This is a genomic window from Ruegeria sp. D7, assembly GCF_056534355.1.
Window position 1 is genome coordinate 316,257 of sequence record NZ_JBQFPG010000001.1, and the last position, 19,049, is coordinate 335,305.

Here is a 19,049-nt window from a genome sequence, read left to right on the forward strand (position 1 = left end):
AACAAAAAATGACCAAGAGCAGTACCTCGGGCCTGACCCGGCGTGCCCTATTGGGCGCATTCGCCGCAACCGCAGTTGTTGCAGCCCCCACATATTCCAACGCAGCAGGTTTCCTTCGCGGCGGAGGTGATATTCGCCGTATCCGCATGTATTCCGGCCGTACCGGTGAACGTATCGATATGGTCTATTGGGTTGATGGCAAATACATCAAAGACGCGGTGAAAGAGGTCAACCACTTCATGCGCGACTGGCGCAGCGATCAAGTCAAGTCCGTGGACCTGAGGACCATCGACATCATGGCTGCCACCCACAATCTTCTGGATGTCAGCGAACCCTACATGCTGCTGTCGGGTTACCGCTCACCGCAAACCAACGCAATGCTGCGCCGCCGCTCGCGGGGTGTTGCGAAGAATTCGCTTCATATGAAGGGTCAGGCTGCTGATCTGCGACTGTCATCACGCTCGGTCTCGCAAATGGGCAAGGCAGCGATGGCCTGTCGTGCCGGTGGCGTTGGACAGTACTATCGTTCGAATTTCGTTCACATGGATTGCGGTGTCATCCGCTCGTGGCGCGGCTAATCGAGCATTTCATCTTTCGCTGTTGCACAACCCCCATCAGATAGTTCTGGCGGGGGTTTTGTTTTGCCTGGAAAAACAGGTTCGTGCACCGTCAGTTCTGCGTAATATGACGACTAGCAAGGGTGAAATGGCGCACCTGAGAGGATTCGAACCTCTGGCCTCTGCCTTCGGAGGGCAGCGCTCTATCCAGCTGAGCTACAGGTGCCTTGGCCGTTAGCTACCCTCGTTCCAATCCGGGTGCAACTGCAAATCCGCAGTACGATCAGGCAAACAGATCGTGGGCAAGCTCCAACGCATCGATCAGAGTGTCGACCTCATCCGTCGTGTTATAGAGCCCAAAGCTGGCACGACAGGTAGCAGTGACCCCCAAATGATCCATCAGCGGCCCGGCGCAGTGGTGGCCTGCGCGCACGGCGACACCCTTTTTGTCCAGAATGGTTGAAACATCATGGGCATGCCCTGCCCCATCCAAAGTAAAGCTGAATATCGCGGCTTTGTTCGCTGTGGTGCCTTGAACCTGCAGCCAGTTCAATCCATTCAACCGTTGCATCGCATAGTCGCGCAAGCCGGCCTCATGCGATGCGATGCTCTCCATGCCAAGGTCCATCATATAGTCAAGCGCCACACCCAACCCGATGGTCTGCACGATGCCGGGGGTTCCGGCCTCGAACTTCATTGGCGGATCGTTGTAGATCACCTGATCTTTTGAAACCTCTTTGATCATGTCACCGCCACCAATAAAGGGGCGCATTTCAGCCATGCGGTCCGATTTGATAAAAATTGCGCCAGAACCGGATGGGCCGTACAGTTTATGACCCGTGATGGCATAGAAGTCACATCCGATGTCATCGACATTGACGGGCATATGAACCGCGCCCTGGCTGCCATCCACCAGAACCGGAACGCCTTTGACGTGGGCGGCTTGCGTGATTGCTTTGACATCAACCACAGAGCCCAGCACGTTCGAGCACTGGGTCACCGCAACCAGCTTTGTCTTGGGGCCAATGGCGTCGATTACCGCCTGAGGGTCAAGATGGCCGGTCGCATCGACGTCGATCCATTTCAGCACCACGCCCTGCCGTTCGCGCAGGAAGTGCCACGGCACGATGTTGGCGTGATGTTCCATCACGCTGAGGACAATCTCGTCCCCCGCCTGCAGGCGTGGCATTGCCCAACCGTAGGCGACCAAATTGATTCCCTCGGTCGTACCCGAATTCAGGACAATCTCATTCTCGTTTGATACGCCCAGAAACCGCGCAACCGTGCCACGGACGGCCTCATATTTCTCGGTCGCGAGATTTGACAGATAGTGAAGCCCTCGATGCACGTTCGAATATTCGTGCGCATAGACCTGCGTGATCGCGTCGATCACTACCTGGGGTTTCTGCGCGGAGGCCCCATTGTCTAGATAAGTCAGCGGCTTTCCGTTGACCTGACGTGACAGGATCGGAAAATCTGCGCGGATTTTTTGTACGTCATACATAGACAGGACTTCCCTATACAGACCCGGCGGGGATCAGCCAAAGAACAAACGGGACGGCCACAAGACCAGAGATCAGGATCACAACAAACGACTTTCCCAACGAATTAAATCGATGCGCCTCGTTGAGAAAATGCAGGGTGATGTATAGGCTAAGACCCAGCATCGCCAGACTGGCCGGTAAGAATAGAAACGGCAGCGCTGCAACCAGCGCTAGAATGATTGCTTGCCCCGCAATTTGCAGGATTTGCAACCAGACAATCAGCGTCATGAAGTCATTGAACGTTCCCGTTCCACCCAGGACGCGGCCCACTAATAGGAACGTCACGACGCTGATCATGATTGCCGCAACGGAAACAAAAAGCGTCCTCGATAGTGGCTCAGCCAGTTGCTGAACATCCGGACTGATAAGCGGCAGGACGAAGCTGGACGCAGACTGGACCAGAGCGTTCAGGATCACCGCAAGAGAAAAGGAGAGCCATAGTACCTCCGTACCCAGCCGCAACGCGAGCAATTGTCTTGCGGCTTCGGCTGGATTGGACAGGGTCAGAACGACCAGGTTGAGCAGTGCGGTGGAATTCATTTAGCAGCCTTTTGCGATTGCTTGAGGCCCGACAACCAGAACCAGAGAAAAACCGCAACCCATAACAGCCCCACAAGTGTTTGCGCTGACCCGGGGCCGATGAAACCGGACACCAGCCCATTCAGCAACACCAAAGGCGCTGACGCGAGAAGCGCCCAGAACAAGGCTAGCCGCGCGCCATAGCTGGTGCCAACGCCCCCCATCATCCGCGCGATGAAATGGGTGAGCCAAGCAAGAAGATAAAAGCACAATGGCAGAATAAAGACCGAGCCCAACAGGGCCCCGCCCATCAGCATGTTCAGCTCTATCCCTTCCAGATGAGCCCTCCGTGCAAGGCCGGGCAACTGTGCGATAAAGCCTATTACACAGAACGCCATCACAAACGCCAATGCGCGATCCTCGCGCGGCCCCATATCAAGCAGTCGACGCACCACACGCCCCGGTCCGCGATACGTGGCCACGATATCAGTTGTGACAGGCATCAGCGGCGGCGTGCCAGCCAATCTTGCAATCGGGACACGATATCAGCTGCCAGATCCTCATCCTCGATTTCATCAACGGCTTCAGCTAGGAAGGCCAGTGTCAACATGTCGGTTGCTTCTGCCGTTGGGACGCCACGGGAGCGCAGGTAGAACAAAGCCGTTTCATCGATGGCGCCCGAGGTCGAACCGTGCGAACACGCAACGTCATCGGCGTAAATCTCAAGCTCGGGTTTGGCGAGGAACTGACTGTCATCGTCCAGAAGCAATGACTGGCTGATCTGGTAACCATCGGTTTTCTGGGCACCTTCCTTCACCAAGATCTTGCCCTGAAAAACACCCGTCGCACCGTTGCGAAGCACCTTCTTGAACACTTGGCGGCTCTCGCAATTCACCGCATCATGGGTGACAAAGACCGTGTCATCATGGAGAAAATCACCGTCTCCAACACACGCACCCGCCACGTGCGCGACCGCATCGTCACCCGTCAGTTCGACGACTTGCTCGTTACGCGTTAAAACTCCGTTCACGGTCAGCGTGAAGGATTTATAGACGGATTCCTTACCAAGCCGCGAGAACATATGAGTCGCCGCACGGCGTTGATGATCCCTGCCCTGCGCACGGATATGATGCAGCGTGCCATTGTGGGCGATATCGATCTCCATGCATTTGTTGAAGCGCGACGCTGCGGGTCCGTTTTCAAGGATCGTGACTTCGGCACCGCTTTCAACCCGAACGACGTGATGCAGGATCGCATCCGACGTTTCAGATTCATGGCGATAAATCAGGTTAATCGGTTTGCTCGGCTTGCCGGATACATGAATGGCAACTCCATCTGACGCATAGGCCGTATTCAACGCCGCCAATGGACGCGGCACCGGTTGTTGGCCTTTTGCTTCAAGAACGCCGTATAACTCTTTGGCCCAATGGATATCTTTGCAACAGATATCTTCCAGCCGATCGATCGTTACACCCTCCAGAGACAGATCATCAGACTCTTCCGGGCTGAATACGCCATCAATGAAAACGATCTTCAGCCGGTCGAGCGCGTGGAACAGAGCCGGTTCATCCGTTTTGAACAAAGCAGCGCTGGGAGCTTCCGCAGAGACCAGAGTGTCTGGACGGGTATATTTCCAGTATTCATCTCGACGACTGGGCAAACCCATCGCGCGTACACGTGCAATTGCGGCTTCGCGCGCTTTGCGTGTGCATCCCGCATCCGGCATGGTCAGCGCTGCCAGCCGTTCCTCGGTCGCCGTTTGTTTCGCTTGGGGCAAAGCCATCAGTTCACCTCGGCCAGAATGTCGGCATAGCCGTTGTTTTCAACTTCCAGCGCCAGTTCGGGACCACCGGATTTCACGATACGACCATCCGCCATGATGTGAACCACGTCAGGTTTGATGTGATCGAGAAGCCGCTGATAGTGCGTGATAACAAGGAACCCGCGCCCCTCATCACGCAACGCGTTTACGCCCTCGGCCACCAGTTTCATCGCGTCCACGTCAAGGCCCGAGTCTGTCTCATCCAGGATGCACATCTTCGGCTCAAGCATCGCCATTTGCAGGATTTCGTTGCGCTTTTTCTCACCACCCGAAAAGCCAACATTGACCGGACGTTTCAACATTTCAGCGTCGATTTTCAGCGCCTTGGCCTTGGCACGAACCTCTTTCAAAAAATCCGTCGCCGACAGCTCTTCCTCGCCACGTGCTTTGCGCTGCGCATTCACGGCGGTGCGCAGGAAGGTCATGTTGCCCACACCGGGAATCTCGACCGGGTACTGGAACGCCAGAAACACACCTGCGGCTGCACGTTCTTCCGGTTCCATCTCAAGCAGATCATCGCCATCAAGCGTCGCGCCGCCCTCGGTCACCTCATAGCCATCACGACCAGACAACACGTAGCTGAGCGTTGATTTGCCCGAGCCATTGGGCCCCATGATCGCATGCACCTTGCCAGGCTCGACCGTCAGGTCGACCCCTTTCAGAATTTGCTTGTCTTCTTCCTCAAGTTTGACGTGCAGGTTATTGATTTCCAGCATTTTCTGTCCTTTAGCATCTCGCAAGGGGCGCATTGCGGCCCCGATAAGTTCTTATCCCAGCACCTTGCGGATCACGCGGGCGATGATCCATCCAAGCAACGCGCCTGCGCCCACTGCCCAAACCGGGTTTATGAAGTCCATGTACTTGGTATTGACGTAAGCAACCCCCAACAGGCCGCCAAGCACCGGCAACGCATAGCCAAGCACGGTCAGGACATCGTCCTTTCGGATTCGCTGTTGGGGTTTTGGTGTCATCAGCCGACTGATCCCTCAAGGCTGATTGCCACAAGCTGTTGCGCTTCCATCGCAAATTCCATCGGCAGCGCCTGCAGAACGTCCTTGCAGAACCCGTTGACGACCAAGGCCACGGCTTCTTCCTCGTCCATGCCACGCTGACGGCAATAGAACAGCTGATCGTCGTCTACCTTCGAGGTAGTCGCCTCGTGCTCGACCCGAGATGAGTTGTTCTTCACCTCGATATACGGAACCGTATGCGCCCCGCATTTGTCGCCAATCAGCAAGCTGTCGCACTGCGTATAGTTGCGGCTGTCCTTGGCCTTTGGATGCATCGACACCAGACCACGATAGGTATTCTGCGCCTTACCGGCACTGATCCCTTTCGATACGATCCGCGACTTGGTGTTCTTGCCCAAATGCACCATCTTGGTGCCGGTGTCGGCTTGCTGCATGTTGTTCGTGATTGCGATCGAGTAGAACTCACCCTGGCTATCGTCGCCACGCAGGATGCAGGACGGGTATTTCCAGGTCACAGCCGAGCCGGTTTCGACCTGCGTCCACATCACCTTGGACCGATCACCTCGACAATCGGCGCGCTTGGTCACAAAGTTGTAGATACCGCCTTTGCCATTCTCATCCCCGGGGAACCAGTTCTGAACGGTCGAGTATTTCACCTCGGCATCTTCTTCGACGATAATCTCGACAACCGCCGCGTGAAGCTGTGCAGTGTCGCGCTGAGGCGCCGTGCAGCCTTCCAAATACGAGACGTAAGAGCCCTTGTCGGCGATGATCAGCGTGCGCTCAAACTGGCCGGTATTTTCTGCATTGATGCGGAAATATGTGCTCAGTTCCATCGGGCAGCGCACGCCCGGAGGGACATAAACAAACGAGCCGTCCGAGAATACAGCTGAGTTCAGCGTGGCATAGAAATTGTCCGAGACCGGTACGACCGTCCCTAAGTATTTCTTGACCAGTTCCGGATGCTCTTTGATCGCCTCGGAAATCGAGCAGAAGATAACGCCGGCTTTCTTCAACTCTTCCTGAAAAGTCGTCCCGACCGAAACCGAGTCAAATACTGCATCAACAGCAACTTTACGGCCTTCTGCCGGTGCATTCTCAGCGCCCTCGACACCTGCCAGGATCATCTGTTCTTTCAGAGGGATACCTAGCTTTTCGTAAGTCGCCAGAAGCTTTGGATCGACCTCATCCAGAGATTTGGGTTTATCTTCCATCGATTTCGGACGGGCATAATAATACTGGTCCTGAAAGTCGATCGGCGGGTAGTGCACCATCGCCCATTTAGGCTCTTCCATCTGCGTCCAGCGCTCGAACGCGGCCAGACGCCATTCGGTCATCCACTCAGGTTCATCATTTTTGTCCGAGATCAGACGAACGATATCGGGATTCACGCCTTTTGGCGCATACTCCATCTCGATATCAGTTTCCCAGCCGTATTTATAAGTGCTGACCTCGCGAACCGCGTCTACGGTTTCCTGATCGACACCCTCTTTCACCTGGGTCTGGTCCAAAGCGGCCATAATTCACCCTCCGTAAGATCACGCGGCCCGCGCGCGATGCTTTTTCTCTTTTTCAAGCCACGTTTCCGCGAAACGCAGCACATCTTCTTCTGCCGTCTCCGGCCCCAGCGATACGCGGATTGCGCTATAGGCCGTCATCTCATCAAATCCCATGGCCGTCAGTACGGCGCTTGCACGAACCTTGCCACTGGAACAGGCCGAGCCAGCACTGATCGCGAAGCCTGACAAATCCATCTGCATGACCTGTGTCTCGCCCTTCCATCCCGGTGTGGCGAAGCACAGAGTGTTGGGGAGTCGCCTTTGGTCTTTCCCGACAAAAATAGTAGCTTTCGTACCAGCCTCAAGAGCGTTTTCTAGAATATTTCTAAGTTCTGCAACGTTTTCCCAAACGCCATTTGCTAAATCACGGGACGCGGCTTCAGCTGCTGCTCCGAACCCCGCAATTCCAGTGACATTTTCTGTACCCGAGCGACGCCCCATCTCCTGCCCGCCGCCCTTGATTTGCGCAGCAAGATCGGTGCCGCGTTTCATCACCAACGCCCCGATCCCTTTTGACCCGCCAAGTTTGTGGGCTGAAATCAGCGCCATCTCAGCCCCCAGCCAGTTGAAGGCTATCGGCAACTTACCAAAAGCCTGAGTCGCGTCGGTGACCGCAAGACCGGCAGGCAAAGTTTGAACAATTCCAGTTTCCGAATTGGCCAGTTGCAGCGTGGATCGGGAAGCGTCCGGCACGTCAACGTAACCGCCTTGGGAGACAGGCAGAACCTCATTAATCCAAGCTCTTACCGCGTCATGTTCAATCGCTGCACCTTGAAGATCGCGCCCCGCCATGGCCAAAGCCGCTGCCTCAGTCGCGCCGGATGTAAACACGATGTCGGCACCATCGGCCCCAAACGCTGTTGCGATTTGAGCCCGCGCTTTCTCGACCACCGCTTTTGCGGCGCGCCCTTCGGCATGGACCGAGGACGGATTGCCCACCAAATCCATCGCCGCGATCATTGCATCGCGGGCCTCGGGCCTCAGAGCGGAGGTTGCGTTATGGTCGAGATAAACCCGTTTCATAGATGTATCTTTTCCAAGATGGGTTTTGACAGAACACAGAAAAACGTCATCAGATCAATCGTCCACGACTGCGAACAAGCTAGGAACAGCGGGACACGGTGCAAGATCATTCCGAATTACATCCGACAGCCGCGTTTGATGCAGGAATACGTAAACATTCGCGCTCAGGCTTTCCCACAACCGATTGGTCAGTGATTGCGCCCGGCTGCCCGAAGACGCGCCCGAGGCACCTGCCCCCTTGTGCATCGCATCCACCGTCTCATCAACCGCGGCCAGTATCTCGACCACACGGATTTCCGAGGCTGGTCGCGCCAGGCGATAGCCCCCACCCGGTCCGCGTACTGAACTGACCAGATCAGCTCGGCGCAGTTTCACGAAAAGCTGCTCCAAATACGGCAGTGAAATATCCTGACGTTCGGAAATCTCGCCCAACGTGACGAGTTTGTCCGAGGACTGAAGGGCGATATCCGCCAGCGCAACCATCGCATAGCGGCCTTTGGTAGACAGCTTCATTTTGTTTCCTTCAGGCAAGAACTGCGCGAAAACATTGACGTCGCCCGAGCCAGTGCGTATCTCCCACTGACAGCGTTTTCACGCGACACAATGTAATTAGAACCGTTCTAAGGTACCTGAGGATTACCGTCAAGATAATCTCGGGGCCGACGCGTCAAAAAACAGGACCAAAGCACACATGCCCGAGGTGATTTTTCCCGGACCCGAAGGCCGCCTGGAAGGCCGCTACCACCCGCAAAAGGAAAAAGACGCACCGATCGCTATCGTGCTTCACCCGCATCCACAATTTGGCGGGACCATGAACAACAAGGTGGTCTATAACCTGCATTACGCCTTTTACAACATGGGCTTCACGGTTCTGCGTTTTAACTTTCGCGGCGTTGGTCGCAGCCAGGGCGAGTATGACCAGGGTGTAGGTGAGCTGAGCGATGCAGCATCAGCGCTGGATTACCTTCAGTCGATGAACAACAACTCCAAGCATTGCTGGGTCGCTGGGTTCTCGTTCGGTGCATGGATCGGAATGCAGCTTCTGATGCGCCGCCCCGAGATCACTGGCTTCATCAGTGTATCGCCGCCCGCAAACATGTACGACTTTTCGTTCCTGGCACCCTGCCCGTCTTCTGGCTTGATCATCAACGGATTGGCGGACCGTGTAGCGCCACCTGCAGACACTGCGTCTCTGGTCGGAAAGCTGCATGAACAAAAGGGTATCACCATCACCCATAATGAGGTGGAAGGTGCCGATCACTTCTTCCAAGACCGCCACATGGACACACTGATGACAGATGTGACGGATTACGTGAAACGTCGCCTGACAGAGAATACGCGCTGATGTCCGATACCATCACTACCCTGGCCGCCAGATTGGCCGAGGACACGATGAAGGTTATGGACGAGACGGGCGAGGATCGATTCTTTGTGGAGGTTGGAGACGTTCTCGGTGCAGCCTCGCAATCTCTGGAAGAAGCGTTCTTGACCGAAATCCGGGTTAGGCTGGCGGAACGCAAGGCGCGGCAATTCGTGGTGAAAAGACTGTCTGAACATCGATCCAAGCTGAAAGCGATCGAAAAGCAGTAAAGATTGCTCAGCGTCTGAAGAAAAGAAAAGGAGCCCGAAAGCTCCTTTTCGAGGATATCGCTCGGTGGGCGCCTAAACCGGAAAACCTGTGAACCGCTCAACATTTTGGGCTGCATCAATGTCGACGGACCCCCCGTCTGCAAGCCACCCCAACGCCACAATCAAAACCGAAACGATAATGACCGATTTTGCAAAAGTCGTCATCTTATCAAACTCATTAAAAACACACTAAAAACAATCGAGTGTTTAGCACGAATGCAAAAGCCCGAATAGTCGGGTTTACCTGACCTTTGGTAAAGTTAGGGTTTTGATCATCTGCATGTGAATCCCCTTGCCCAAATGATCGCAAGTATGCTCAACCTTTCGCGATAATTCAGAGAGGCATCGCTCGTGCCAAAGACCTACCTAATCCTAATGTTGGCTGTTATCGCGGAAACCATCGGCACGACTGCGTTGCAGGCTAGCCATCAGTTTACGCGATTTTGGCCGTCGGCTCTTGTCGTGGTTGGCTATGGGTCGGCCTTTTATCTTATGGCCCTCACGTTAAAGGTCATGCCTGTGGGCATTGTCTATGCAATCTGGTCGGGCCTTGGTATTGCCCTGATCGCACTGATTGGATTTCTGGTTTTTGGCCAAAAACTCGATTGGCCCGCAGTCTTGGGTTTGGGCATGATTTTGAGCGGCATTCTGATCATCCACCTGTTTTCAGCTACAGCGGGCCACTGACCGCCGGTTAGGGCTGGTATATTTTGTCGCGCCGCGTTATGCGCGCGGCAACTTCCCGTTCAAAGGCTGACCTCTCATGGACCTGCGCAACATCGCAATCATCGCTCACGTGGACCACGGCAAGACGACCCTGGTGGATGAGCTGCTTAAACAATCCGGCGCGTTCCGGGAAAACCAGGCCGTGGCAGAACGCGCCATGGACAGCAACGACCTGGAACGCGAACGCGGCATTACCATCCTGGCCAAAGCCACCAGCGTTGAGTGGAAGGATACCCGCATCAACATCGTCGACACCCCCGGCCACGCTGATTTCGGTGGGGAAGTCGAACGTATTCTCAGCATGGTCGACGGCGTTGTACTGCTGGTCGACGCCGCCGAAGGCCCGATGCCGCAAACCAAATTCGTGACCTCAAAGGCGCTGGCTTTGGGCCTGCGCCCGATTGTCGTGCTGAACAAGGTCGACAAACCCGATGCCGAGCCTGATCGCGCTCTGGACGAATGTTTCGACCTTTTCGCCAACTTGGGCGCCGATGACGATCAGCTGGACTTCCCGGCCATGTATGCTTCGGGCCGGTCCGGCTGGGCCGATATGGAGCTTGACGGTCCGCGCAAGGACTTGACCGCCCTGTTCGATCTGATCGTTGATCACGTCCCCGCCCCCAAGCAGATCGAGAAAAAGGACGAACCGTTCAGGATGCTCGCCACCACTTTGGGCAGCGATCCATTCATCGGTCGCATTCTGACCGGTCGCGTGGAAAGTGGAACTCTGAAAGCAGGTGACAGCCTCAAGGCACTCAGCCGAGACGGCACCCAGATTGAAAGCTTCCGCGCGTCGAAAATCCTGGCATTCCGTGGATTAGCTCAACAACCCATCGACGTCGCTGAAGCAGGCGACATTGTCACGATTGCGGGTATGAGCAAAGCCACCGTGGCAGACTCCCTTGTAGCCCCGCAAGTCGAAGAGGCCCTGCCTGCCCAGCCTATCGATCCGCCAACCATCACAGTGACCTTCGGCATAAACGATTCCCCGCTGGCCGGTCGTGACGGCAAAAAGGTTCAGTCTCGGGTCATTCGTGATCGCCTGATGAAAGAAGCCGAATCGAACGTAGCCATCCGCATCAGCGACACGCCAGGCGGCGAAGCCTTCGAGGTTGCTGGTCGCGGCGAATTGCAGATGGGTGTTCTGATCGAAAACATGCGCCGTGAAGGGTTCGAGCTCAGCATCTCGCGCCCACAGGTTTTGTTCCGCGAGGAGGGCGGCCAGCGCCTTGAACCTATCGAAGAAGTCACGATCGATGTGGATGATGAATATTCTGGCGCGGTGATCGAGAAAATCACGGGTGCGCGCAAAGGTGAACTGGCTGAAATGCGCCCTGCAGGGGCAGGCAAAACCCGGATCATCGCCCACGTGCCGTCTCGTGGCCTGATCGGCTATCACGGAGAGTTCCTGACCGATACGCGCGGAACTGGTGTCTTGAACCGTGTCTTCCACGGCTGGGCGGCCCATAAAGGACAGATCCCCGGCCGACGCGCAGGTGTTCTGATCTCGATGGAAAACGGCCAGGCGGTTGCCTATGCGCTTTGGAATTTGGAAGAGCGTGGCCGCATGTTCGTTGGCCCGCAAACTGATGTCTATCAGGGCATGGTGATCGGAGAGCATTCGCGAGACAACGATCTGGAAGTGAATCCGCTGAAAGGGAAGAAGCTGACAAACGTGCGTGCCAGCGGCTCGGACGACGCTGTAAGGCTGACCCCTCATATTCAGTTCTCGCTTGAAGAGGCAATCGCTTATATCGACGACGATGAACTGGTCGAGGTTACGCCCAATGCGATCCGGCTTCGCAAACGTTATCTGGATCCGCATGAGCGTAAACGGATGTCAAAATCAGCCTGATCATTGCTGTGAACTTGTTCACGTTTTGGAAACATTGCCACATTCGTGACATTTTTGCGTCAGGCTAGAAACAACACAGAAAAAGAAGACCTGGTGCAACAGCAGGTCTTCTTTTTGTTTCTTATGGGTTAATCTTCATTTGAGTGAGCCAGCTCACTGTGATCAGATAAATAGCTTGTTTGATAATAGGCGGCAGAAAGTGGGCATTGTCTCAAGAGTGATACGCCGCTCGAGTCTACGGCAGTTTAGTTAATGAGCGTTTGAGCAGTGTCCTATGCGCATTGAATCCAAACTGCTATTAATTGCTTTGCCTTAGCAATCATACACTTCATCTTCGTGAATTCGCTTAGGCAACTGATAAATGCGCCGTGAGAACGACAAAAATCTGTATCGTCGAACACTATTTGTACGTGCGAAATGATTACTGCGGGCATACTCCGTTGCATCCAGAGACGCGCAGATATTAAGTTGACTTTGGAGCGTACCATTCTTGATTGTCCTCAATTTGTGGCAGTCTTGACTGACTTGCCAACTTTGAGCACCGGCTTTGCCAACCTAAGATCAGACGATGGTCCATGGGATGAATCAGAGCGGGAATGTTCATGTTCCGGCCCGAGCCGTATTCCTTCTCCAGACAACGACCCTGGTTTCTTGACGCCGGAAAGCGAGGACAACGGAAAAAACAAAGATCCTGATAACAATCAAACCAAAGACAATAATTTACACAACTTAAAGCTGAAGGAGAAAAGGTCTGAAGACAAAAGGTAGAAAAAAATTCGAATACCAGGGTAAACACTAGTATTTTGTTAACTATTACAAAGATACGGGCGCTGCTAATAGCAGGCGCCCGTATCTTTGTTTCACGATTTTCTAGCTCTTACCGAAAACCCCGACCCAATTTCGTGGCTGCTTTGGGTCTTGCATCCTCAAGAACAGATAGCGCGTCGCTTTCCAAGGCTTGATCTGATTGGTCAAATTATCCAGGACCAGATCGCCGCCGCTCGACCGATAAACCAAAACAGCATGAGAGTTTCTGCGCGTATCCAACACTGTCGCGAGCAGTAGTTTACGAGGGTCGAAACCAGCCTGGATCAAATCTCTTTTCTTTAGAAGCGCAAAATCTTCGCAGTCACCACCGCGCGACGTTGGAAGCGCCCAAAGTTCACTGGTTTTGTATTGCGACTGATCCGTGACCTCTCGCGTGGATCGATTAACGCGGCGGTTGATCTCTTTGACAAGCTTCAATTCTTGGCTGGTAGATAAGGAACCGATACCTTTTTGCGCACATGCCCAGGAATACTTACCGCAAAGCTGACGCGCACCGGAGGGTGGTGGCGAGGCAGCGATACTCGGGATAAACGCGGCATCTTTCGCCGATGCTTCAGTCCCAAACAACAGCGAACCGTTAATCAGGATAGCCAAACCAAACAGCCCGCCAAGCTTGGCAGCGCTCTTTAAGTGGGCATCTATGGTCGTACCAAAGAATTTCATGCTGTCCCTCGAGTCCTATTAATCCCTGCAAACTGCGTGGATCAGAACCCATCTGTATACCGGACCATATCCGCAAACCGTGGTTGTCACGCAATCAAATCCGAGATTGAGCGGAAAAAACGGCGGAAATTCGTCACATTTCGTGACCATTTCCGCGCAAGAAAGTGGCGCGAAGTGCCACAATCGGACAGAGAAATATGTTCAAAATCAACAGGAAGTACGCACAACCCATTGTAATAATGTGTATAAATTCAGAGCGATCGTGAAGAGCCGCCCACGCTAAAATGCATGGCAGGACGCACGGCTCGGGGCCGGGCAGAATTTGCAAATTTCATGCGAAGGTAGATTTAGCCTGATTCTCAGTCGGTAATTTCAACGACCACCAGCTCTCGCTCGCTGGCGCCACGGGCATGACCCAATGCCTGCTGATATGCGGGAGAATTGTAGCACTCTACCGCAGCCTCTACGGTTGGAAAGCGGGCGACCACATTGCGTGGTCGCTCTTTGCCCTCTAACTGCACGTAACGTGCCGCGCGGGCGATGAATTCACCCCCATGCGCCGCAATTGCCGGCCCTGCAAGCTCGGCGTATTTTCCATAAGCATCGGCGTCTGTCACAGTGACGTGTGCGATCCAAAGTGCTGGCATCTTATCCTCCCAAAACCTGTTCAGCGGCCTTGATTGCAGCCTCTGCATTCGAGGCATCCTTGCCCCCCCCCTGTGCCATGTCAGGCCGTCCGCCACCGCCTTTGCCGCCCAGTTCAGCGACCGCCGCCCGGACCAGATCCACCGCAGATACCGTGTCTGTCAGGTCCGAAGTGACACCCGCTGCGACAGCCGCTTTGCCGCCGGTATCAGCAATCAATAATACTGCGCCCGTACCCAGACGGCTTTTGTGCTCATCAATCAACGCAGGCAGATCCTTTCCGGAAACACCCGTGAGCGACTGCGCAAAGAACGCCACACCGTTCACATCGCGCGCTTCAGCGCCACTGCCCTGCCCCGCACCTCCGGCCATCGCCAGATCGCGGCGCAACTGCGCAACTTCGTTCTGCAGCGATTTACGCTCGTCCAACAGAGTCTTCACACGCGCCACAACGTCATCCGGCTGGGCTTTCAACTCAAGCGCAATTGCTGAAAGGCGATGATCCTGTTTCGACAGATACTTAAACGCGTCATCACCGGTCAAAGCCTCGATCCGCCGCACGCCTGCGCTGCTGGCACTATCGCCCAGCACGACGAAGGTTCCGATATCACCGGTCTGGCGCACATGGGTGCCGCCACACAGTTCAATCGACCATGTCTCACCATCCTGGCCTTTGCCGGTGGGTGCTTTGCCCATCGAAACCACGCGCACCTCATCCCCGTATTTCTCACCGAACAGAGCTTGAGCACCCAGTTCACGGGCGTCATCCGGTGTCATAATCCTGGTTTCCACGGTTGAGTTTTGGCGGATGAATGCGTTCACCTCTCGCTCAACTTTCTGCACTTCTTCCAGTGTCAGAGCCTTGGAATGGCTGAAATCGAACCGCAAACGATCTGATGCGTTGAGCGACCCGCGCTGCGCTACGTGGTCACCCAATGTCTCACGCAGGGCTTCATGCAGAAGGTGCGTCGCGGAGTGGTTGGCACGAATGGCCGTGCGGCGCGCGTGATCGACTTCCAGCTCAACTGCGTCACCTTTTGAGATCGCCCCATGATCAATCGTGACCTTGTGAGCATAGACTTTGCCATCAGCAAACTTTCTGGTGTCTTCAACACGGGCGATATCGTCGCGCTCATCCAGCCTGCGAATTTCACCGGTGTCGCCGACCTGGCCGCCGGCCTCGCCATAGAACGGTGTCTGGTTGACTACGACCCAGCCGGTACCACCCTTCTCGATCTTGTCGACCAATGCACCATCGACCACCAACGCAGCGACCTGCCCCTCGGCCTTTTCAGTATCGTAGCCAAGGAAATCGGTCGCACCGGCCGCATCCAGCACATCGAACCAAACCACCTGATCGGCAGATTCGCCAGATCCGGCCCACGCCGCGCGTGCCTTGGCTTTTTGTTCGGCCATCGCCACGTCAAATCCATCGGTGTCGACGGTTCGACCTTTCTCGCGCAGCGCATCCTGCGTCAGATCGAGCGGGAAACCATAGGTATCATACAGTTTGAACGCCGAGTCTCCGGGTAGTGGATCGCCTTCAGGTAAGCCCGAGACTTCCTCATCCAACAGCTTCAGACCGCGATCCAAAGTTTGCTTGAACCGAGTTTCCTCAAGCAGCAGTGTCTCTTCGATCAGTGGCTGCGCCTGACCAAGCTCTGAATATTGCGCACCCATCAATTGCACCAGCGTGGGTACCAGGCGATGCATCACCGGATCTTTGGCCCCCAACAGATGCGCATGGCGCATCGCGCGGCGCATGATACGGCGCAGAACATACCCTCGCCCATCATTTGACGGCATCACACCATCCGCGATCAGGAACGAAGTTGAACGCAAGTGGTCCGCAATCACGCGATGATGCACGTTTTGATCCCCATAAGGATCAACACCGGTCGCATCCGCGGAGGCTTCGATCAGCGTTTTGAACAGATCGGTGTCATAATTGTCGTGGCTGCCTTGCAGCAACGCACCAATGCGTTCCAATCCCATGCCGGTATCGATCGACTGCATATCGAGTTCGACCATCGAGCCGTCTTCGAACTGCTCATTCTGCATAAAAACGATGTTCCAGATTTCGATGAACCTATCGCCATCTTCCTCAGCCGAACCCGGAGGCCCACCCCAGATATGATCACCATGGTCATAGAAAATTTCGGTGCACGGGCCGCAGGGGCCGGTAGGGCCCATTTGCCAGAAATTGTCATTAGTAGCGATGCGGATGATCCGGTCTTCAGGGACACCAACCTTTCTCCAGATTTCAAATGCCTCATCATCGGTGTGATAGACAGTGGCCAACAGACGGTTCTTATCGATACCAAATTCTTTGGTGATCAGTTCCCAAGCGAACGGTATCGCCTCATGCTTAAAGTAATCCCCGAATGAGAAATTCCCCAGCATTTCAAAGAACGTATGGTGGCGAGCGGTATAGCCCACATTGTCCAGATCGTTGTGTTTGCCGCCTGCACGCACGCATTTCTGTGCAGTGGTAGCACGGCTGTAGTCGCGGGTTTCGACGCCAGTAAACAGATTCTTGAACTGAACCATACCCGAGTTGACGAACATCAGTGTCGGATCATTGCGCGGAACCAGCGGGCTAGACGCAACCACTTCGTGCCCCTGCTTGGCAAAGTAGTTCAGGAAGGTAGATCGAATGTCGTTCAGCGTTGGCATAAGGCTCTCTCGGCGCGCAGTCGTTATGGTCAGCAAAGGTTTAGCCCCACCCCCCGAGAGTGTCCACAGCATTGGCCCATCCGAAACGAAACAAGGCGGCCCCTAGGGGCCACCCTGTTCCAGATAGATTCAGCACTACCGGGGTGCCGGGGGATTTCTTTGGTTCCCCCTCAGGCACGCTTTAAGCTTCGAGGATGTCATCCTCTTCCGCCTCGGGTGGCATTTCAAAGTCTAACCCATGGGCGGCACGTATTTTGTCTTCGATCTCGAGCGCCGCACGGGAATTGTCACGTAGATATTGCTTGGCATTCTCACGCCCCTGCCCGATCCGCTCATCACCGTAGCTAAACCACGAACCCGACTTTTCGACCACACCGGCCTTGACGCCCAGATCCAGAAGCTCACCCATTTTGCTGATGCCTTCGCCATACATGATGTCGAATTCCACCTGCTTGAACGGCGGTGCCACCTTGTTCTTGACGACCTTGACGCGGGTCTGGTTGCCCACAACTTCGTCCCGATCCTTGATCGCACCGATACGGCGAATATCCAGACGGACCGAGCTGTAGAATTTCAACGCATTACCACCGGTAGTGGTTTCCGGGCTGCCAAACATCACACCGATCTTCATCCTGATCTGGTTGATGAAGATCACCATGCAGTTCGAGCGATTGATCGAGCCGGTCAGCTTGCGCATCGCCTGGCTCATCAGCCGGGCCTGAACACCCACGCTGCTGTCACCCATGTCGCCTTCCAACTCGGATTTCGGCGTCAGCGCCGCAACCGAGTCGACCACGACCATGTTCACGGCCCCCGACCGCACCAAGGTGTCGGTGATCTCAAGGGCCTGCTCGCCGGTGTCGGGCTGAGAGATCAGCAATTCATCCAGATCCACACCCAGCTTGCGCGCATATTGAGGGTCCAGTGCATGTTCTGCGTCGACGAACGCGCAGACTCCGCCGCGTTTTTGCTGTTCAGCGATGCAGTGCAGCGTCAGCGTGGTCTTACCCGAGCTTTCCGGGCCATAAATCTCGACGATCCGGCCCATCGGCAAGCCGCCGATCCCCAGAGCGATATCCAAGCCCAGCGATCCGGTCGAACTCGCATCGATATCCTGCTTGGAATCTTCGCCCAACTTCATGATCGAGCCTTTGCCGAACTGCCGTTCGATCTGGGCCAATGCGCTGTCGAGCGCCTTTTGCTTGTCTGCGTTTTTCTTGTCGCTCATCGTCAGAAGATCCGCCATTGTCCTGTCGCCTTCTCTTTTGTCACACCCTTGATCGGGCGGCAATCGCTGCTTTGTTCGCCTCTTGTTCCTTATGGGACCAAAAAGAGAACATTTCAACTAAAACTTATGAAAACTACTCTTCAGCAATTGTGTTAAAGAGTCGTTTACGACAATCTGAGACATGAAAGGCATTGAAGAGAAAAGATAAATGCTTGTTTTCTATGAAAAGCGGCTTGCGCTTCTGTCTGTTCCAAAGACCGGCTCCACCGCGTATCAATCAGCTTTACGCGATAGGGCCGATATCGTCGTGTCCGGACCAACAGACCTGAAACATGCGAACATGCGTCGCTATGATCGTTTCTTCCAGACCATGTTTCGCAAGATGTTTGATGCAGAAATGGACGTCATGGCCATTGTGCGCGAACCTGTCGATTGGTTGGGAAGTTGGTATCGATATCGAACGCGCGCCGAATTGGCAGGTCATCCGCATTCCACAAAAGGTTTAAGCTTCGAGGCATTCCTTGACGCCTATATGCAAACCCCCCGCCCGGTCTACGCAGATGTGGGATGCCAAACCGATTTTTTGCAACCCCGCAGTAACGGTAAAGGTGTTGCGCATATCTTCAAATATGACAGCCAGCAAAAGATACTGGATTTCCTTCAGAATCGGCTGGAATGTAAAATCGATCTACCGCGTGAGAACGTCTCGCCCGCTTGCCCGATGGACTTCTCAAAACAAACTGAACTCCGGTTCCAATCATTGAACGCCGCAGAATACGCATTGTATCGTGCTGCCGAATAGCG

At 54.7% G+C, this 19,049-nt stretch carries 20 protein-coding genes and 1 tRNA gene; 7 read left to right on the forward strand and 14 right to left on the reverse strand.

Annotation, left to right across the window (positions count from 1 at the left end):
* Nucleotides 1-8: 8 nt before the first annotated feature.
* On the forward strand, nucleotides 9-578 hold the full coding sequence (mepK, locus tag ACRZ9U_RS01595) for a peptidoglycan L,D-endopeptidase MepK (RefSeq protein ID WP_170393040.1): 570 nt from the start codon (nucleotides 9-11) through the stop codon (nucleotides 576-578).
* 128 nt (nucleotides 579-706) lie between these two features.
* Here the strand turns inward: mepK and ACRZ9U_RS01600 are convergent.
* The 10 genes from ACRZ9U_RS01600 to iscR form a co-directional block, all read right to left on the reverse strand.
* A tRNA-Arg gene (locus ACRZ9U_RS01600) sits at nucleotides 707-783 on the reverse strand.
* Nucleotides 784-840: 57 nt separating this feature from the next.
* Nucleotides 841-2,061, reverse strand: a complete 1,221-nt coding sequence (locus tag ACRZ9U_RS01605; RefSeq protein ID WP_170405831.1) for a cysteine desulfurase — start codon at nucleotides 2,059-2,061, stop codon at nucleotides 841-843.
* A gap of 13 nt (nucleotides 2,062-2,074) precedes the next feature.
* Nucleotides 2,075-2,641, reverse strand: a complete 567-nt coding sequence (locus ACRZ9U_RS01610; RefSeq protein WP_480901239.1) for a Yip1 family protein — start codon at nucleotides 2,639-2,641, stop codon at nucleotides 2,075-2,077.
* On the reverse strand, nucleotides 2,638-3,123 hold the full coding sequence (locus ACRZ9U_RS01615; protein ID WP_170393037.1) for a YIP1 family protein: 486 nt from the start codon (nucleotides 3,121-3,123) through the stop codon (nucleotides 2,638-2,640). Before ACRZ9U_RS01615 ends, ACRZ9U_RS01610 begins: the two co-directional genes overlap by 4 nt.
* Entirely contained in the window at nucleotides 3,123-4,403 is a 1,281-nt protein-coding gene (gene sufD / locus ACRZ9U_RS01620; RefSeq protein WP_170405837.1) for a Fe-S cluster assembly protein SufD, read from the reverse strand. Before sufD ends, ACRZ9U_RS01615 begins: the two co-directional genes overlap by 1 nt.
* Nucleotides 4,403-5,158 (reverse strand): Fe-S cluster assembly ATPase SufC, encoded by a 756-nt coding sequence (gene sufC / locus ACRZ9U_RS01625; protein ID WP_170405839.1) that lies wholly within the window; start codon nucleotides 5,156-5,158, stop codon nucleotides 4,403-4,405. The genes sufD and sufC overlap by 1 nt, the downstream gene beginning before the upstream one ends.
* Before the next feature lie 51 nt (nucleotides 5,159-5,209).
* Nucleotides 5,210-5,413, reverse strand: coding sequence for a hypothetical protein (locus ACRZ9U_RS01630; protein ID WP_170405842.1), 204 nt, complete (start codon nucleotides 5,411-5,413; stop codon nucleotides 5,210-5,212).
* The gene (gene sufB / locus ACRZ9U_RS01635) at nucleotides 5,413-6,933 is read right to left on the reverse strand and encodes a Fe-S cluster assembly protein SufB (protein ID WP_170393033.1); all 1,521 of its coding nucleotides are present in this window, start codon (nucleotides 6,931-6,933) and stop codon (nucleotides 5,413-5,415) included. Before sufB ends, ACRZ9U_RS01630 begins: the two co-directional genes overlap by 1 nt.
* Nucleotides 6,934-6,951: 18 nt before the next feature.
* Nucleotides 6,952-7,995: an aminotransferase class V-fold PLP-dependent enzyme gene (locus ACRZ9U_RS01640; RefSeq protein ID WP_170405845.1), complete on the reverse strand. Its 1,044-nt coding sequence runs from the start codon at nucleotides 7,993-7,995 to the stop codon at nucleotides 6,952-6,954.
* 54 nt (nucleotides 7,996-8,049) lie between these two features.
* Complete coding sequence (gene iscR / locus ACRZ9U_RS01645; protein WP_170393031.1) at nucleotides 8,050-8,508, reverse strand: Fe-S cluster assembly transcriptional regulator IscR; 459 nt, start codon at nucleotides 8,506-8,508, stop codon at nucleotides 8,050-8,052.
* A 178-nt stretch (nucleotides 8,509-8,686) separates the two neighbouring features.
* Between iscR and ACRZ9U_RS01650 the strand changes: the two genes are divergently transcribed.
* The 5 genes from ACRZ9U_RS01650 to ACRZ9U_RS01670 all read left to right on the forward strand — a co-directional run bounded on the left by ACRZ9U_RS01650 (nucleotide 8,687) and on the right by ACRZ9U_RS01670 (nucleotide 12,973).
* A complete protein-coding gene (locus tag ACRZ9U_RS01650) occupies nucleotides 8,687-9,340 on the forward strand; it encodes an alpha/beta hydrolase (RefSeq protein WP_008758207.1) in 654 nt (217 codons plus the stop codon).
* Entirely contained in the window at nucleotides 9,340-9,585 is a 246-nt protein-coding gene (locus tag ACRZ9U_RS01655) for a hypothetical protein (RefSeq protein ID WP_170393030.1), read from the forward strand. Before ACRZ9U_RS01650 ends, ACRZ9U_RS01655 begins: the two co-directional genes overlap by 1 nt.
* Nucleotides 9,586-9,975: 390 nt before the next feature.
* Nucleotides 9,976-10,311: a DMT family transporter gene (locus ACRZ9U_RS01660; protein WP_480453698.1), complete on the forward strand. Its 336-nt coding sequence runs from the start codon at nucleotides 9,976-9,978 to the stop codon at nucleotides 10,309-10,311.
* A 76-nt stretch (nucleotides 10,312-10,387) separates the two neighbouring features.
* Complete coding sequence (gene typA / locus ACRZ9U_RS01665; protein ID WP_170405848.1) at nucleotides 10,388-12,205, forward strand: translational GTPase TypA; 1,818 nt, start codon at nucleotides 10,388-10,390, stop codon at nucleotides 12,203-12,205.
* 474 nt (nucleotides 12,206-12,679) lie between these two features.
* Nucleotides 12,680-12,973 carry a hypothetical protein gene (locus ACRZ9U_RS01670; RefSeq protein WP_170735004.1) on the forward strand — a complete coding sequence of 98 codons (294 nt, stop codon included), beginning with the start codon at nucleotides 12,680-12,682 and terminating at the stop codon, nucleotides 12,971-12,973.
* Between the two features lie 102 nt (nucleotides 12,974-13,075).
* Here ACRZ9U_RS01670 and ACRZ9U_RS01675 read toward each other — a convergent pair whose 3' ends face one another.
* The 4 genes from ACRZ9U_RS01675 to recA all read right to left on the reverse strand — a co-directional run bounded on the left by ACRZ9U_RS01675 (nucleotide 13,076) and on the right by recA (nucleotide 18,263).
* On the reverse strand, nucleotides 13,076-13,696 hold the full coding sequence (locus tag ACRZ9U_RS01675; protein WP_170405851.1) for a transglutaminase-like cysteine peptidase: 621 nt from the start codon (nucleotides 13,694-13,696) through the stop codon (nucleotides 13,076-13,078).
* Nucleotides 13,697-14,055: 359 nt separating this feature from the next.
* Nucleotides 14,056-14,343 (reverse strand): DUF1330 domain-containing protein, encoded by a 288-nt coding sequence (locus tag ACRZ9U_RS01680; RefSeq protein ID WP_170405854.1) that lies wholly within the window; start codon nucleotides 14,341-14,343, stop codon nucleotides 14,056-14,058.
* A 1-nt stretch (nucleotide 14,344) separates the two neighbouring features.
* Complete coding sequence (alaS, locus tag ACRZ9U_RS01685) at nucleotides 14,345-17,017, reverse strand: alanine--tRNA ligase (RefSeq protein ID WP_170406448.1); 2,673 nt, start codon at nucleotides 17,015-17,017, stop codon at nucleotides 14,345-14,347.
* A gap of 181 nt (nucleotides 17,018-17,198) precedes the next feature.
* Nucleotides 17,199-18,263, reverse strand: coding sequence for a recombinase RecA (recA, locus tag ACRZ9U_RS01690; RefSeq protein WP_170393025.1), 1,065 nt, complete (start codon nucleotides 18,261-18,263; stop codon nucleotides 17,199-17,201).
* A 364-nt stretch (nucleotides 18,264-18,627) separates the two neighbouring features.
* On the opposite strand from recA, the gene ACRZ9U_RS01695 reads away from it, so the two are divergent.
* Nucleotides 18,628-19,047 (forward strand): gamma-glutamyl kinase, encoded by a 420-nt coding sequence (locus tag ACRZ9U_RS01695; protein ID WP_480901240.1) that lies wholly within the window; start codon nucleotides 18,628-18,630, stop codon nucleotides 19,045-19,047.
* Nucleotides 19,048-19,049: the final 2 nt, after the last annotated feature.